Source organism: Anianabacter salinae (assembly GCF_019061145.1).
Taxonomy (GTDB): domain Bacteria; phylum Pseudomonadota; class Alphaproteobacteria; order Rhodobacterales; family Rhodobacteraceae; genus Anianibacter; species Anianibacter salinarum.
In genome coordinates this window covers 858675-874037 of record NZ_JAHQZS010000001.1, presented here as the reverse complement: position 1 = coordinate 874037, position 15363 = coordinate 858675, and the positions used below count along the sequence as shown (strand labels likewise).

Sequence of the window (15363 nt, the reverse complement as noted above, 5' to 3'; positions counted from 1 at the left end):
CGGTGGTTGCCCGAAGGGGTAGGCGAGGCCCGGCCCCGATGCAAGGCACCGGGACCGAAGCCGCCTTGCACCGGCGCCGCGCCGTCACTGGATGAAATAGTCCGACTCGCCGAACGCCGCTTCGATCACGCCGCCAAAACAGGTGCCCTCGAAGTTCTTGGCGAGGAAATAGGCCCCCGCCGTGGTGTCGATGGTCGAGGATTCCCCGCCCAGAAGCGGCGCGATCTCGACCGTGTGGCCCGCATGATCGAGCCAGTAGACGGTCACCGCATGGGGCCGGGTGTTGTAGAAGGTCACGCGGGCATAGTCCTGCAGGTCGGGCGAGCGAAAGCTGCCATAGACCGGGCACCCGGCGCCCATGCGCGCGGCATCGCTCTCGACGGGCGGCTGCACAAGCGGACGGGGCATCGGCTGCGGAACAGCGGGAACGGCGACGGCCATCCCGCCACCCTGCCGCGCGTCGCATTCCTCGACCTTGAGGATCGCAGCGGAGGTCCCGGACAGCGACATCGGAAACTGGCGGTTGTTCATGGTCACGACCATCGACGAGCCTCCCGCGATCTGGCGCACCCATGTTTCGGGCAGCGGAGCGCCCCACAGGCCCATCCGGCTGACAAGCTGGAAGTCTTCCGAATACCGGTCGAGGTCGATGATGGCCGAAGAGGTCGCGCCGTCCTGTGCATTGGACGGGAACAACAGGAACCACGCCCCGTTCTCGCGCCCGAGGCCGAAGTCGAACGCGCCGGAGGGGCGTTCCATCCCGCAGCCGGCGTGGCGGCCGTTGTCGATGAAGGCAACGACGTTCCAGCCGCGCACGTTGTTGAAATAAGGTTTGGCCTCAATGGTTTGGGCACCGGCGCTGCCCGCCAGCGCGGCAAGGGTCAGGCAGGCGGAAAGAATAGCGGTAGGCTTCATGGTGGTGGGTGTCCCCTTGTGCCCGGCATGGCCGGGCCGTCCTCGCGGTCCGGCAAACCCCGGCCCCGCGCAAGCTGTCCGGCCCCACGCCCCCTGCGTCGTCACCGCGCTGCGCCGTCATCCTATCACGGCCCCGTGATCGTCCTATAGGGAATCGTCACCCGCCTTCGCAACACGGCAAAATGCATTGGAAACGATAGGTTTCTCAGACGTCATCAACGGCATTCGCGTAGTGACATCCCAAATGCGTTCGGTTAGAGGGTCGGCGTGGAGGGCCGGGATGCCTGAGACTCAGTCCATGACAATGACCGGCGAGCAAAAGGATAACGGGATGAAGGCCGAAATCTTTCTGCCCGAGGACTACCGTCCTGCAGAAGACGAACCGTTCATGAACGATCGTCAACTTGAATACTTCCGCCGCAAGCTGCACGCCTGGAAGGAAGAGCTGGTGTCGGAAAGCCGCAACACCATCGAAGGTCTGCAAGGCAGCGCCCGCGCGGTGCCCGACATCGCCGACCGCGCCAGCGAGGAAACCGACCGCGCGCTGGAACTGCGCACCCGTGACCGCCAGCGCAAGCTGGTGTCCAAGATCGAGTCGGCGCTGCGCCGGATCGAGAACGGCGAATACGGGTACTGCGAAGTCTCGGGCGAGCCGATCTCGCTGAAGCGTCTCGATGCGCGCCCGATCGCGACGATGACGCTGGAAGCGCAGGAAAAGCACGAGCGCCGGGAAAAGGTTCACCGCGACGACTGATCGCGTGGCGTCCGTCTGGAAATATCACGCCGGAGCGGTCCACCGTTCCGGCGTTTTCATGTTCGGCACAGGGATGGCGCAGGCATGTTGATCGGGCAGGACATCACCGTGATCGGCGCGGGCGTTGCCGGGCTGGCCGTTGCAACGGCGCTGGCGCATCGCGGCGCCGCTGTGACCGTGCTGGAACGCGCGCCCGCCATCACCGAGGTCGGCGCCGGGCTTCAGATCAGCCCGAACGGATTTGCCGTGCTGGAAGCTCTGGGCCTTGGCGCCGAAGTGCGCGGGGCTGCGGCGCGCTCGACCGGCGTGCGGCTGATCGACGGGCCAAGCGGGCGCGATGTTCTGCATCTCGATCTTGCCCGCCATGCGCCGGACCGGACGTTCCTGCTGATCCACCGCGCCGACCTGATCGGTTGTCTGTTCAGGGCGGCGCAGGCGGCAGGCGTGACGGTCCGCACCGGCACCGAAGTCGCCGAGATCCGGCAGGACCGGGGGCGATCCGTTCTGACAACCACCGCGGGCGAGACCGTGTCGTCCAGCCTTCTGATCGGCGCGGACGGTCTGCATTCGGGCCTGCGCGCGCGGCTCAATGGCTCGGCCGCCCCGCGCTTTACAGGACAGGTGGCATGGCGCGCGCTGGTGCCCGCGCCGCCCGGCACCCCGCCCGAGGCGCAGGTGCACATGGGCCCCGGGCGGCATGCCGTGACCTACCCCCTGCGCGGCGGAACGCTTTTGAATATCGTGGCGGTCGAGGAACGGGACGGCTGGGCCGAGGAAGGCTGGCACATCCCCGGCAACCCGGACGAGATGCGCCGCGCCTTCGCCGGGTTCCACCCTTGGCTGCGCGCCCGTCTGGACGAGGCGGAGGCGGTGCACCTGTGGGGGTTGTTCCGCCATCCGGTCGCGCCCGTGTGGCACGACGGCGCGTCGGCGATCCTTGGCGATGCCGCCCACCCGACGCTGCCGTTTCTGGCACAGGGCGCGAACCTTGCGCTCGAGGACGCCTGGGTTCTGGCCGACCTTCTGGCACGCACCGACACGCCGGACGCTCTGGCGCTCTATCAGGCGCGCCGCCGCCCCCGCGTGATCCGCGCCATCGAGGCGGCGAACGGCAACGCCCGCAACTACCACCTGCAAAGCCCGTTTGTCCGGCGCGCCGCGCACACCGCCTTGCGGCTGGGCGGCAGGATCGCGCCCACCGCCGCGCTGCGCCGGTTCGAGTGGCTTTATGGCCTCGACGTCACGGCAGACGAATAGCGCTCAGGCCGCCTCGAGCGCCGTGATGATCGCGCCGAAATCCTCTGCCGTCAGCGACGCGCCCCCCACCAGGGCCCCGTCCACGTCCGGCACCGCGAAGATTTCTGCCGCGTTGCCCGGCTTGACCGATCCGCCATAGAGGATGCGGATGCCCTGCCCGCCCGCGCCGAAGCGGTCCACCAGCGCCGTGCGGATCGCGCCGTGCATCTCGGCGATGTCGCTTATGCTGGCGACCTTGCCGGTGCCGATCGCCCAGACGGGCTCATAGGCGATCACCAACATCTCGGGCGTCACGTCATCGGGCAGCGACCCGGCAAGCTGCGCGCCGACGACCGACAGCGCCTTGCCGTCCTCACGCTCGGCCAGCGTCTCGCCCACGCAGACGATGGAGACGAGGCGCGCATCGGCGGCGGCGCGCACCTTGGCGGCGACGTCCGCGCTGGTCTCGCCGTGATCGGCGCGGCGCTCGGAATGGCCCAGGATGACATAGTAGGCGCCCGCATCCAGCAGCATCGCCGCCGAGATGTCACCGGTGTGCGCGCCCGACGCCGCCGCGTGGCAATCCTGCCCGCCGACGTCGATGGTGCTTTCGGACAGGCGCTGCGCCATGCGGTGAATCAAAGGCGCGGGCGGGCAGACCAGCACGTCGACGCCGGGCGCGGGGTGCGCTGTGGCCAGCGCGTCGATCTCGGCAAGGTCCGGCTCGGCGCCGTTCATCTTCCAGTTGCCCGCGGCTAGTTTGCGTCGGTCTGTCATTGTCGCCTCCCGGCTTGCGCTGTGAAGTCCGAAATTAGCCGCTTTACATGGGCGGCGAAACCCATCACTCCGCGCCCGCGTCCTTCTGGCACCCAAGGCGAGGCCCCGCGATGTCCGTTCCGATCCCCCGTGTCGATGCCGCCGCCCTTGCCGATCCCGCGCATCCCGGCCATGCCGAGGCGCGCCGCGACGTCGCCCGCGCGGCACAGGATGTGGGCTTCATGACGGTCTTCAACACCGCCCTGCCCGCCGCCGAGGTCGAGGCGGTGATCGCCGCCTACCGCGCCTTCTTTCACCTGCCCGCGGCCGAGAAGGCGCGCATCGACATGGCGCGCACCGGGTCGAACCGGGGCTGGGGCGCGCCGGGGTCCGAACAGGTCGACCCGCGCGCCAACCCCGACTACAAGCAGGTCTTCGACATGGGGCTGGAATTGCCCCCCGATGATCCGCAATCGGCGCTGCCGGTCTACGCGCCGAACCTGTGGCCGGACGCGCCCGAGGGGTTCCGCGATGTGGTCGAGGGTTACTATGCCAAGGCGCGGGCCGTGGCGCTGGATCTGCTTCGAGGGCTGGCGAGCGCCATTGGCGAGGATGCGGGATATTTCGACGACAAGTTCTCGAAGCCGATGGCGCTTCTGCGCGCCAACCTCTACCCCGAGCGTCCCGCCTGGGCCGGGGACAAGGACTTCGGCATCGCCGCGCACACCGACTACGGCTGCCTGACGCTGCTGGCGACGGACGGCTCGCCGGGGCTGGAGGTGCGGCGGCGCGGCGGCGGCTGGCAGCCGCTCTCGGCCCCGCCCGGCGAGTTCATCATCAACTTTGGCGAAATGCTGGAGTTCTGGACCAGGGGCCGGGTCGTCGCCACCCCGCACCGGGTCCGCGGCACCGACGCCGAGCGCATCTCCGTGCCGCTGTTCTTCAACCCCAACTGGGACACCAACGTCGCCCCCTTCGGATCAGGCGAGACGATCCTCGCGGGCGATCACCTGACCAAGCGGTTCAACGAGACGTATCTGCATTTGAAGAAGGGGTGAGGGGGAAGAGCCGATTAGAGAAAAAAGTACAATTTAGTCAGAGTGAAGCAGACATCCGACCCAGCATATCTCATAACTGAAGCCTGAGATCTTTCCAAAAGCTGGGTAAACCCTTTCAGCTATTTGCTGAGTTGGTCGACCGACTCGATACTGATGTAAATTCTTGAGCCTCTTATTTCAACAGTACCAGACCCAGAAATTGTGCAGAGATCAGAGTAGGAAAACATGAAGCTATTATTGGTACAATCCGCCTCAATCTGTTCCCGAGCATCCCTTCCAGCATCCATGGTGACGCCGAAATAATCTCGGCTTTCATTATAGAATGTGAAACTATCGTCGCTGCTGTCGTATTTAATTCGTCCAGAGAAACGCACTTCAGTTCGATCCATCGATTTGAGATACTCGATTATTGGCATTGGCTCGGCAATCACTGGAGAACCGTGGGAAATGCACGTTAGAAAGAGCATTGTTAGGAGCGTTGGCCCGAAAAAGTGCTTCAGCGTGTTACTTTCGAATCGTTGGATCACGACGGCTGGCCCCCTCTATAATTACTACTTCTCGACGCCCTCCGAGACTCAGTACAAGCCCGATAAGTAGCAGAATTGCACCAATAATTACACCTATGAATGTTGCGACTCCCGTGACAGCAATACCTGCAAGCCCTGCACCCACTGCGGCTAGTGCCTCTGACCCTTCTTCAGCAGCGCCAACGACGTCGGAAGCTACCCGGCCAGAAAGTAGAAAGGCAGAGATTGGGAGCGCAAATACAGAGGCGCCTAACAGAAGAAAACCACGACCAAAAGCTCTCCGAATCGTTGGCGCAAAAACACAAAGAACTGCGCAGAGGATAACAAGAGACATCATAGTAAATGGTGCAATGGAGTCTTGATCCGAGGTGAACGCAGCGAACGCAGGTGTCAGGGCGAGCGCTGATCCTATACCAAACACCATCCCAACAAGTATGCGAAATGACGCTTTGAGAATAACCATTGGGAAACCTTCATTGTTCAGATTGACTAGAACACCACTTTGGCTCGCGTTTCAATCAAAAGCAGAACGTGGACGAAAGCCAACTCTGACCGCATTGCCCGCCCCCTACCCCAACATCTTCCCCAGCCTCGGCAACCTTGCCTTCTTCAGCAGCGCCCGTGTCTCCCACGGCTGGCCGGACAGGCGTTCGGCGGTGCGGCGGACGGCCTCGACCGCCTCGGCTACGGCCTCCGGGTGGGCGGTGTGCAGCGCGCGCAGGAACTGGTCGGGGTCCATCCGCTGCAGCCCCTCGTCCGCAAGGGTCTGGCGCGGGAAGTCCTGGGCGTTCGACGTGACAAGCACATCCGCCGACCCCGCGATGGCGGCCGCAAGAACATGCACGTCCGCCGGGTCGGGCAGCCACAGGCGCTGTTCGGTCCCGGGGCTGGGCGGCACGGCGGCGGCGGGCCAGTCGCGCGCCAGAAGCGCGATCTCGCCGCGTGCCTGCGCCTCGCCGCCGGGGCCGAGCTTGCGCGCCGCCCGCGCCCATTCTTCAAGGATGCGCGCTGACCAGAGCGGCGTGAACAGCCCGCGCGCTGCGCAGGCGATCAGCACCTCGCGCATCACGGTCGGATAGAGAACGCAGGCGTCCAGAAGCGCCTTCATGGTGTCAGGCGATAGACCAGCGCCTTGAGATAGCCGGTTTCCGCCAGTTGCGGCAGTTGCGGATGGTCCGGCCCGGCGAACCCGGTGTGGACAAGCTGCGCGCTGCGCCCCGCCCGCCCGATGCCGCGCGAACAGGCGGTGCGGAACTTGCCCAGATCGGCGGCGTGCGAGCAGGAACACAGGACCAGATAGCCGCCCGGCGCGACAACCTGCGCCGCCAGCCGCGCGATCCGCTCATACGCGCGCAGGCCCGCGTCAAGCGCCTGTTTCGACGGGGCAAAGGCAGGCGGATCGCAGATCACGACGCCGTGGCGCGCGCCCTCGTCGATCAGCGCGTCCAGCACCTCGAACGCATCGCCCTGCCGGGTGGCAAAGCGGTCCGCGACGCCCATTCGGTCCGCGCCCTGTTTCGCCAGGGCCAGCGCCGGGGCCGAGCCATCGACCGCCAGCACCGACGCCGCACCCGCCGCCAGAGCGGCAAGGCCAAAGCCGCCGACATGGGCGAAGACGTCAAGGACGTCCTGCCCCTGCGACAGGGACGCGGCAAAGGCGTGATTCGGGCGCTGGTCGTAGAACAACCCGGTCTTCTGCCCGCCGATCAGGTCGGCCATGTAGACGGCGCCGTTCATCGGCACAGGAACCGCAGCCTCCAGCGTGCCGCGGATCACTTCGGACACATCATCAAGCCCTTCAAGCGCCCGCGCGCGGCCACTGGCGTTCTTGACCACGGTGGCCACGCCCGTCACCTCGACCAGCGCGTCCGCCAGATCACCCGTCATCGCGTCCGCCCAGGCGGCATTCGGCTGGATCACCGCGACGTCGCCGAAGCGGTCGATGACGGTGCCCGGCAGGCCGTCGCCCTCTGCATGGACGAGGCGGTAGAACGGCGCATCATACAGCCGCGTCCGAAGGTCCAGCGCGGCCTGCAGGCGGGCGACGAGCCAGGCGCGGTCGATCACCGCACCCGGGTCACGGTCGAGCATCCGGCAGATGATCTTGGACTGCGTGTTCAGCGCGGCAAGGCCGAGGGGGTTCCTCTCGGCATCCTCGAGACGCACGATGGCACCGGCAGGCAGCGCCTTGGTGCGCCGGTCGACGACCAACTGGTCGGCAAAGACCCAAGGCGCGCCGTGGCGCAGCGGGCGCGCGTCGATCTTGGGGCGCAGGCGCACGGTGGGGTAGCCTGCTGCGATGTCGTCGGCGGGATCGTCGGGAATATCTGTCATGCGCCTCCCTTAGCGCGCGGCGACGAGGGTGGGAATGGCCCCCGCGCAGGTCGCGCCAATGCAAAAGGCCCGAAGCGGATGCTCCGGGCCTTGCAAACGGTCTGGCCGGAACGGAACCGGCCTGCGGATCAGACGTGCGGATCAGACGTTCTGGGCGCGAGTGGTCGCAGCCGCGTCACGCTTGCCGCGGAACCATGCGATCATGGACTGCACGGCGTGGCGGGTTGCCTCGGCGCGCATGCGGCGGGCTTCGCGTTCGATGGCGATGATGTCGTAGACGATGTGATCTTCGCGGTTCATGACTGTGGTGTCCTGTAATGTGGGTCTCTAGGCTCCCTTGCGATCCAAGATAGGCCCGGCCCGCGGCGATGTGCACCGCCAAAGCGGAAGCCCCGCTATGCAGCTGCAGCAAGGCTTGCGCTGCAGCGCGGCATGTCGCACCGCTTGTTAGCGGTAACGGCATCTGGTAAGCCGCGCGTGACCCATTCAGCCTCAGGAGGACCCAGATGGCACTCCACCCCACCGTCGAAAAAGTCACCGACCGGATCAGGGCGCGCAGCCGCGACACGCGCGGGCGCTATCTGGACAGGATGGCCGCCGCCGCCAGCGAAGGCCCGCGCCGCGCGCATCTGAGCTGCGGCAACCAGGCCCACGCCTATGCCGCGATGACCGGCGACAAGGACACGCTGACCGCCGACCGTGCGCCGAACCTTGGCATCGTGACCGCCTACAACGACATGCTGTCGGCGCATCAGCCGTTCGAGACCTATCCGAACGCGATCAAGGCCGCCGCGCGGTCGGTCGGCGGCACGGCGCAGGTCGCTGGCGGGGTTCCGGCAATGTGCGACGGGGTCACGCAGGGCCAGGTCGGGATGGAGCTGTCGCTGTTCTCGCGCGATGTGATCGCGCTGGCCACCGGCGTCGCGCTGTCGCACAACACCTTCGACGCCGCCGTCTATCTTGGCGTCTGCGACAAGATCGTGCCCGGCCTCGTGATCGCGGCGGCGACATTCGGCTACATCCCCGGCGTGTTCATCCCGGCGGGTCCGATGACCAGCGGCCTGCCCAACGACGAGAAGGCCCGCGTGCGCCAGAAATTCGCCACCGGCGAGATCGGCCGCGAAGAGCTGATGAAGGCCGAGATGGCCAGCTACCACGGCCCGGGCACCTGCACCTTCTACGGCACCGCCAATTCCAACCAGATGCTGATGGAGTTCATGGGGCTGCACCTGCCCGGTGCGTCCTTCGTGAACCCGGGCACCCCGCTGCGCGAGGCGCTGACGGATGCCGCGACCAAGCGCGCGCTGGCGATTACGGCGCTCGGCAATGCCTATACCCCGGTGTCCGAGATCCTGGACGAGCGGGCCTTCGTGAACGGGATCGTCGGGCTGATGGCAACGGGCGGGTCCACCAACCTTGTCCTGCACCTGCCCGCGATGGCGCGCGCGGCGGGCGTGATCCTCGATATCGAGGATTTCGACGAACTCTCTTCGGTCACGCCGCAGATGGCCAAGGTTTACCCCAATGGCCTGGCCGACGTGAACCATTTCCACGCCGCGGGTGGCCTTGGCTACATGATCGGCGAATTGCTGGAGGCGGGCCTTCTGCACGACGACACGCGCACCGTGGCGGGCGACGGGCTGCGCCGCTATGCGCAGGAGCCGAAGCTGAAGGATGGCGCGCTCGTGTGGGAGGACGGACCGGCCGAGACGCTGAACGACAAGATCCTGCGCCCGGTGGCCACGGCGTTCCAACCCTCGGGCGGGCTGGTGTCGCTGAACGGGAACCTGGGGCGCGGGATCATCAAGGTCTCGGCGGTCAAGCCCGAACACCAGGTGGTCGAGGCGAAATGCCGGATCTTCCACGACCAGCAGGCCGTCAAGGATGCCTTCAAGGCGGGCGAATTCACCGAGGACACCATCGTCGTCGTCCGCTTCCAGGGACCGAAATCGAACGGCATGCCCGAATTGCATTCGCTGACGCCGACGCTGGCGGTGCTGCAGGACCGGGGCCTCAAGGTCGCGCTGGTGACGGACGGGCGGATGTCGGGCGCATCAGGCAAGGTGCCTGCCGCGATCCATGTCAGCCCCGAGGCGGCGGCGGGCGGCGCGCTGGCGCGGCTGCAGGACGGCGATGTGCTGCGGCTTGACGCGACCACCGGCACGCTGGAAGCGGTGGATGTCGATATTGACGCGCGCACGCCGGTGAGCGCCGATCTGTCGGGCAACGGTCACGGCGTCGGGCGCGAGCTGTTCGCGATGTTCCGCCAGACCGTCGGCGATGCGGCCGAGGGCGGCGCGGTCGTCGTGTGACGGATTGAGTATTTACAGACCAAAGATGCGAAGGATTGCGCCATGATGACACCCGCCGAGGCAAGCGCCCGGACGCTTGAGGTCTGCAAACTGGCCCCGGTGATCCCGGTGCTGGTGATCGACGATGCCGCGTCCGCGCGCGCGTTGGCCGAGGCGCTGGTGGCGGGCGGCCTGCCTGCGCTGGAGGTCACCTTGCGCACCCCCGCCGCGCTGGACGCGATCCGCGCGATGGCGGCGGTGCCGGGCGGCGTGGTCGGCGCGGGCACCCTGCTGACGCCCGAGGACGTGAAGGCGGCCAAGGCGGCAGGCGCGCAGTTCGGCGTCGCGCCGGGCGCGACGGACCGCCTGCTGGCGGCCTGCGAGGAAGAAGGCCTGCCGCTCTTGCCGGGCGCGGCCACGGCGACCGAGGCGATGGCGCTTCTGGAGCGCGGCTATACGACGGCGAAGTTCTTTCCCGCCGAGGCCGCGGGCGGCGCACCCGCGCTTAAGGCGATCGGCGCACCCCTGCCGCAGATCACCTTTTGCCCCACGGGCGGGGTCAGCCTGAAGAATGCAGGGGATTACCTGTCGCTGCCGAACACGGTCTGCGTCGGCGGAAGCTGGGTCGCCCCCAAGGACATGGTGACGGCGGGCGACTGGGCCGGGATCGAGGCGCTGGCGCGCGAGGCGGCGGCGCTGGGACGCTAGCTGCCGACGCGCCCGGCACGGCCGCCGCGCCGGGCGGGCGCGGTCGCCTTGCGCAAGCCTTGCGATAGAACACGCGTCATTGGGTGATCCTCGTTGCCGTCCTGGTAGCGGGCCAGAAGGACGCGGATCGCCTCGGTCGGGTCGAACTCCTGCGGCAGCTTGACCGCCCAGTCCAGAAAGATCGAGCGGCATTCAGGCTCGCCGATGCCCTCGATCAGGTAGGATTCCCGGATCAGGCCCGTGCGGTCGATCTCGTCCAGTGTCATGGAAATTCTCCGCCCCATTTGCTTTGCCTTAGCCTGAACCCGGTGCGCGGTCGAGGCACCTCGTGACGATGGCCGAGGCGCGCTCCGTCTCGTCCAGGATGCGGTCTGCCAGCGCGTCCAGCGAAGACGCCTCGGTCTGCGCCAGAAGAAATCCGCGCCCGCCCTCGCCGATCGCGTCCGGGTCAAGCGCGCCGTCCGTCAGGAGCCGCGTCGACACCTGCACCCGCCACAGAAGATCATGCGCCGCGCACAGCGCATCGCGTTCGTCCCCGGTCAGCCAGCCTGTCGCCGCCCCCGCCGCGATCTGTTCCGACACGGTGCGCGCGGGATCGCCCGCAAGCCGCGCCGCCGCCTGCCCAAGAAGCTCGATGTCCTGCAACCGGCCCGGGCCTGTCTTTGCCTCATACGGGCCGGGGGCGGATTTCGCATCCGCCAGCCGCGCGCGCATCTCGGCCACGTCCGCAAGGATCGTCGCCGGATTGCTGAGGGCGGCCAGCAGATCCTGGCGGAACGCTTCGACCCGCGCGCCCAGCGCCGCCTCGCCAGCCACCGGGCGGGCACGGGTCAGGGCCAGATGCTCCCACGTCCAGGCCTCGCCGCGCTGATAGCTTTCGAAGGCGGCAAGGCTGGTGGCGACCGGGCCCTGCCGCCCCGAGGGACGCAGCCGCATGTCGATCTCGTAGAGCCGCCCCTCGGCCATCGGGGCGGTCAGGGCGGTGACCAGCGCCTGCGTCAGCCGTGCATAGTAGGCGCGCGCATCGAGCGGTCGGCGCCCATCCGACGCCTCGACGCCGCCAGCATCATAGATCACGATGATGTCGAGATCGGAGGCGGCGTTGAGCCGCCCGGCGCCCAGAGACCCCATGCCCAGCACACAGGCCCCCTGCCCCGGGGGCGCGCCGTGCTTGCGCGCGAAATCGGCGACCACCGCAGGATAGAGAGCCCCCAGAACCGCCTCGGCAAGGTCGGTATATTGCCGCCCGGCGTCGCGCGGGGTGATAAGGCCGCGCAGCAGGTGCACCCCGACGCGGAAGTGCCATTCGCGCGCCCAGCGCCGCGCGGTGTCAAGCTGCGCCTCGTAGTCCGCCGCCGCGCCGAGATGCCCCGCCAGATCGGCGGTCAGCGCCGCCTGCCCCGGCCAGGCATCGAAGAACGCGCCGCCGATCACCGCGTCCAGCACCTGCGCATTGCGCCCCAGATAGACCGACAGGCGCGGCGAGGTGGCGGCGATGTCGACGATCAGGTCGATCAGCTGCGGGTTCGCCTCGAACAAGGAGAACAGCTGCACACCGGCGGGCAGGCCCGACAGGAAGGCATCGAACTGCGCCAGCGCCTCGTCCGGCTCGGCGGCCTTGGTCAGGCGGCTCAGGATCTCGGGCTTCAGTCGCTCGAAAATCTCGCGGGCGCGGGTGGACCGCAGCGCCGGGTAGCTTTGCCATTTCTCGACGGTGTCGCGGGCAGCCTCGGCCAGCGGCGGCGCGGGCGCTGAAGTGCCGGGGGCGCCGGGGGCGAAGAACCCTTCGGTCATCTCGTGCACGCGGGTCAGCCTCTCGGTCAGATCGGCGCGCAGGGCATCCGCCGATTGCCCCATGAACGCGGCCAGCCGGTCGAAGCCCTCGGGCGTGGTCGGCAAATCGTGCGTCTGCGCGTCGTTTATCATCTGCAGCCGGTGTTCGACCTCGCGGTGCGCGCGGTAGTCGTCTGTCAGGGTGTCGGCCACGTCGCGCGGCACCCAGCCCTTGTCCGCCAGCCGCGCCAGCCCGTCCACCGTGCCGCGCACCCGCAGGTCGGCGTCGCGGCCGCCCGCGATCAGTTGCCGGGTCTGGGTGAAGAATTCGATCTCGCGGATGCCGCCGCGCCCCAGTTTCATGTCGTGGCCGTCGTCCAGCCGGATCGGCCCGCCAAGGCCCTTGTGTTCGCGGATGCGCAACCGCATGTCGTGCGCGTCCTGGATCGCTGCGAAATCGAGATGCTTGCGCCAGACGAAGGGGCGCAGCCGGTCCAGGAACCGCGCGCCCGCGTCAAGATCGCCCGCCGAGGCGCGCGCCTTGATGTAGGCGGCCCGTTCCCAGGTGCGCCCAACGCTCTCGTAGTAGCCCTCGGCGGCGTCCATCGACAGGCACACCGGCGTGACGGCGGCATCGGGGCGCAGGCGCAGGTCGACGCGAAAGACGTAGCCTTCGGCAGTCTGCTCGCCCAGCGTCTGGGCCATGCGCCGGGTGGCGCGCACGAAGACCTGCCGCGCCTCCATCGCGTCCGCCGGATCGTCGAAACGGTCGGTGTCGAACAGGACGATCAGGTCGATGTCGGAGGAATAGTTCAGCTCGAACGCGCCGCCCTTGCCCATCGCCAGCGCCACCATGCCCGCCGCCTGCGGCAGATCAGCCTCGGTCATGCCGGGCACCTTGCCGCGCGCCAGATCGGGGCCGAGCGCCGCCTTGATCGCCACGTCCGTCGCAAGATCGGCCAGCCGTGTCAGCGTGCCCGTCACCGTCTCCAGCGGCCAGACGCCGCCAAGGTCCGCCAGCGCTGTCAAAAGCGCGATGCGGCGCTTGGCGCGGCGCAGCGCCGAAGGCACTTCGCCCCGCGCGGCGGCGGCGGCCTCGTCCAGCACGGCCTGCGCCGCGTCCTCTGGCGCGCCGTCCAGCGCTGGGCCAAGCCAGCCCGCTTCCTTGTCGATCAGCGATTTCAGATACGGGCTGCACCCGGCCGCGCCGCCGATGAGGTCCAGCATTGGCTGGGCCAGGCCCGCCATGCGGTCCCGCGCCTCTTGCGCGCGGTCGCGGTCATACGGATCGGGGCAGCGGGTCAGGCGATCGGCAAAGCTCATGCGCACAGGGTAGTGTCACAAGCCGTGTCAGCGTCAAGCCAAGATGGAACGTCGCGTTTGCCTCGTGCTAAGGAGAATTGGCCGGAATTCCTGCCCGGCGAACAGAAGGTTATCGAGAATGAGCAAGAGCCTGAAACGGGTGGCCGCCGCGCTGGAAGCGGCGGGGATCACGGCAGAGATTTCCGAGCTGGGTGAGACGAGAACCGCGCAGCAGGCGGCGGATGCGGTGGGCTGCGCGCTTGACCAGATCGTCAAGTCGATCATCTTTCGCGGCGAGGCGTCGGGCGAGGCGCTGCTGTTCCTCACAGCGGGCGGCAACCAGGTGGACGCGGGCAAGGCCAGCGCGGCGGCGGGCGAGGCCCTTGGCAAGGCGGACGCGGCGCTGATCCGCGCGCAGACCGGCTTTGCCATCGGCGGGGTCGCGCCCGTAGGGCACCTGTCGCCGATCCGGGCCTGGATGGACCCGCGCCTGATGGAGTTCGGCACGGTCTGGGCCGCTGCAGGCACGCCCCGGCACGTCTTCCCCATCGCGCCGCAGACCCTTTTGCAGCTTGCGAGGGCGGAAACCGCCGACTTCACGGCTTGACCGAAAAAATGTAAAAAACCTTCACATCGCCTCTTGAAGGGCCGCCGGTCCGTTCCGATCTACCCCAATGTGAAGCACGTTCACATAAAGCGAAACACGGACAAAGGACCAAGACCATGAGCACACTCGCCGATCCCCTGCACCGTCAGCCGTCCAGCTGGCTGGGCAAAGCAGAGGCCTGGCTCGACGATCGCGGCAAAGGCGCCTGGATCGCGAGCATGGTCCTCGGGTTCATCTTCTTCTGGCCGGTCGGCCTTGCCCTTCTGGCCTACATGATCTGGAGCAAACGCATGTTCAGCGGCAATTGCGCGTCCAAGCGCACCAAGCACGACACTCACCGCCGGTTCGGCATGAAGACCACCGGCAACGCCACCTTCGATGCCTACCGCACCGAGACGCTGCGCCGGCTCGAGGAAGAACAGGACGCCTTCGAGGCCTTCCTGCAGCGTCTGCGCGACGCCAAGGACAAGGCCGAGTTCGACCAGTTCATGGAAGACCGCTCCAAGCGCGGCCCGTCGAACGGCGACACCGCCGAGGCCTGAGCGGCACCGCACCCCTTCTCCGGCCCCGACGCGGGCCGGAGCCTGCCCGTTGATCCCCGACCAAGGCACACCCAGATGAGCGAGATGACACACACAGACCCCTATTCCGGCCTGCCCGACCCGGATCGCCACGCCGAGTTCTACGCCGACGTGACGATCAAGCGGTTCTTCGCCTGGCTGATCGACGCGACGCTGATCCTGATCCTCACGATCATCGCGGTGCCGTTCACGGCCTTCACGGCGATCTTCTACTTTCCGTTCCTGTGGCTCGCCATCGGGCTGATCTACCGGATCGCCACCCTGTCGGGCCGCTCGGCCACGCCGGGCATGCGGCTGATGGCGATCGAGTTCCGCAATCGCCAGGGCGAGCGGTTCGATCTGGCGCATGCCGCGCTGCACACGGTGATCTATACCGTCGCGCTGGGCACCTTCCTGATTCAGGCCGCGTCGATCATCCTGATGCTGGCCTCGGCCCGGGGGCAGTCGCTGGGCGACCATCTTCTGGGGTCCGCCGCGATCAACCGCGCCGCCACCCGCTGATCCCCCAACGCACGCGATCC

General features: G+C 67.6%; 15 protein-coding genes. 8 read left to right on the top strand and 7 right to left on the bottom strand.

Features of this window, described 5'->3' with window-relative positions; translation table 11 throughout:
* Positions 1–84 precede the first annotated feature (84 nt).
* The gene (locus KTJ87_RS04305; protein WP_267137825.1) at positions 85–915 is read right to left on the bottom strand and encodes a hypothetical protein; all 831 of its coding nucleotides are present in this window, start codon (positions 913–915) and stop codon (positions 85–87) included.
* 331 nt (positions 916–1246) lie between these two features.
* Between KTJ87_RS04305 and dksA the strand changes: the two genes are divergently transcribed.
* Together dksA and KTJ87_RS04295 are read left to right on the top strand one after the other, a co-directional pair.
* Positions 1247–1669, top strand: coding sequence for an RNA polymerase-binding protein DksA (gene dksA / locus KTJ87_RS04300; protein WP_267137824.1), 423 nt, complete (start codon positions 1247–1249; stop codon positions 1667–1669).
* 84 nt (positions 1670–1753) lie between these two features.
* Entirely contained in the window at positions 1754–2926 is a 1173-nt protein-coding gene (locus KTJ87_RS04295; protein ID WP_267137823.1) for an FAD-dependent oxidoreductase, read from the top strand.
* A gap of 3 nt (positions 2927–2929) precedes the next feature.
* Here the strand turns inward: KTJ87_RS04295 and tpiA are convergent, their stop codons facing one another.
* Positions 2930–3682, bottom strand: coding sequence for a triose-phosphate isomerase (tpiA, locus tag KTJ87_RS04290; RefSeq protein WP_267137822.1), 753 nt, complete (start codon positions 3680–3682; stop codon positions 2930–2932).
* 110 nt (positions 3683–3792) lie between these two features.
* On the opposite strand from tpiA, the gene KTJ87_RS04285 reads away from it, so the two are divergent.
* Positions 3793–4719, top strand: a complete 927-nt coding sequence (locus KTJ87_RS04285) for an isopenicillin N synthase family dioxygenase (RefSeq protein WP_267137821.1) — start codon at positions 3793–3795, stop codon at positions 4717–4719.
* A gap of 1095 nt (positions 4720–5814) precedes the next feature.
* Here the strand turns inward: KTJ87_RS04285 and KTJ87_RS04280 are convergent.
* From KTJ87_RS04280 to KTJ87_RS04270, 3 genes are all read right to left on the bottom strand, one after another.
* Positions 5815–6354, bottom strand: coding sequence for an RSP_2648 family PIN domain-containing protein (locus tag KTJ87_RS04280; protein WP_267137820.1), 540 nt, complete (start codon positions 6352–6354; stop codon positions 5815–5817).
* Positions 6351–7580 carry an RSP_2647 family RNA methyltransferase gene (locus KTJ87_RS04275; RefSeq protein ID WP_267137819.1) on the bottom strand — a complete coding sequence of 410 codons (1230 nt, stop codon included), beginning with the start codon at positions 7578–7580 and terminating at the stop codon, positions 6351–6353. The genes KTJ87_RS04280 and KTJ87_RS04275 overlap by 4 nt, the downstream gene beginning before the upstream one ends.
* Before the next feature lie 141 nt (positions 7581–7721).
* Entirely contained in the window at positions 7722–7880 is a 159-nt protein-coding gene (locus KTJ87_RS04270; RefSeq protein WP_267137818.1) for an RSP_7527 family protein, read from the bottom strand.
* Between the two features lie 206 nt (positions 7881–8086).
* On the opposite strand from KTJ87_RS04270, the gene edd reads away from it, so the two are divergent.
* Together edd and eda are read left to right on the top strand one after the other, a co-directional pair.
* Positions 8087–9892 (top strand): phosphogluconate dehydratase, encoded by a 1806-nt coding sequence (edd, locus tag KTJ87_RS04265; RefSeq protein ID WP_267137817.1) that lies wholly within the window; start codon positions 8087–8089, stop codon positions 9890–9892.
* 45 nt (positions 9893–9937) lie between these two features.
* Positions 9938–10579, top strand: coding sequence for a bifunctional 4-hydroxy-2-oxoglutarate aldolase/2-dehydro-3-deoxy-phosphogluconate aldolase (eda, locus tag KTJ87_RS04260; RefSeq protein WP_267137937.1), 642 nt, complete (start codon positions 9938–9940; stop codon positions 10577–10579).
* Here the strand turns inward: eda and KTJ87_RS04255 are convergent.
* Both KTJ87_RS04255 and KTJ87_RS04250 read right to left on the bottom strand, forming a co-directional pair.
* Positions 10576–10845, bottom strand: a complete 270-nt coding sequence (locus KTJ87_RS04255; RefSeq protein WP_267137816.1) for a hypothetical protein — start codon at positions 10843–10845, stop codon at positions 10576–10578. The two genes, eda and KTJ87_RS04255, sit on opposite strands and share 4 nt — an antisense overlap.
* Before the next feature lie 28 nt (positions 10846–10873).
* Positions 10874–13675, bottom strand: coding sequence for a [protein-PII] uridylyltransferase family protein (locus KTJ87_RS04250; RefSeq protein ID WP_267137815.1), 2802 nt, complete (start codon positions 13673–13675; stop codon positions 10874–10876).
* Positions 13676–13793: 118 nt separating this feature from the next.
* On the opposite strand from KTJ87_RS04250, the gene KTJ87_RS04245 reads away from it, so the two are divergent.
* The 3 genes from KTJ87_RS04245 (at position 13794) to KTJ87_RS04235 (ending at position 15343) form a co-directional block, all read left to right on the top strand.
* On the top strand, positions 13794–14261 hold the full coding sequence (locus KTJ87_RS04245; protein WP_267137814.1) for a YbaK/EbsC family protein: 468 nt from the start codon (positions 13794–13796) through the stop codon (positions 14259–14261).
* Positions 14262–14377: 116 nt separating this feature from the next.
* On the top strand, positions 14378–14803 hold the full coding sequence (locus KTJ87_RS04240; RefSeq protein ID WP_267137813.1) for a DUF2852 domain-containing protein: 426 nt from the start codon (positions 14378–14380) through the stop codon (positions 14801–14803).
* A gap of 75 nt (positions 14804–14878) precedes the next feature.
* A complete protein-coding gene (locus tag KTJ87_RS04235) occupies positions 14879–15343 on the top strand; it encodes an RDD family protein (RefSeq protein WP_407650459.1) in 465 nt (154 codons plus the stop codon).
* The last annotated feature ends 20 nt before the right edge of the window (positions 15344–15363 follow it).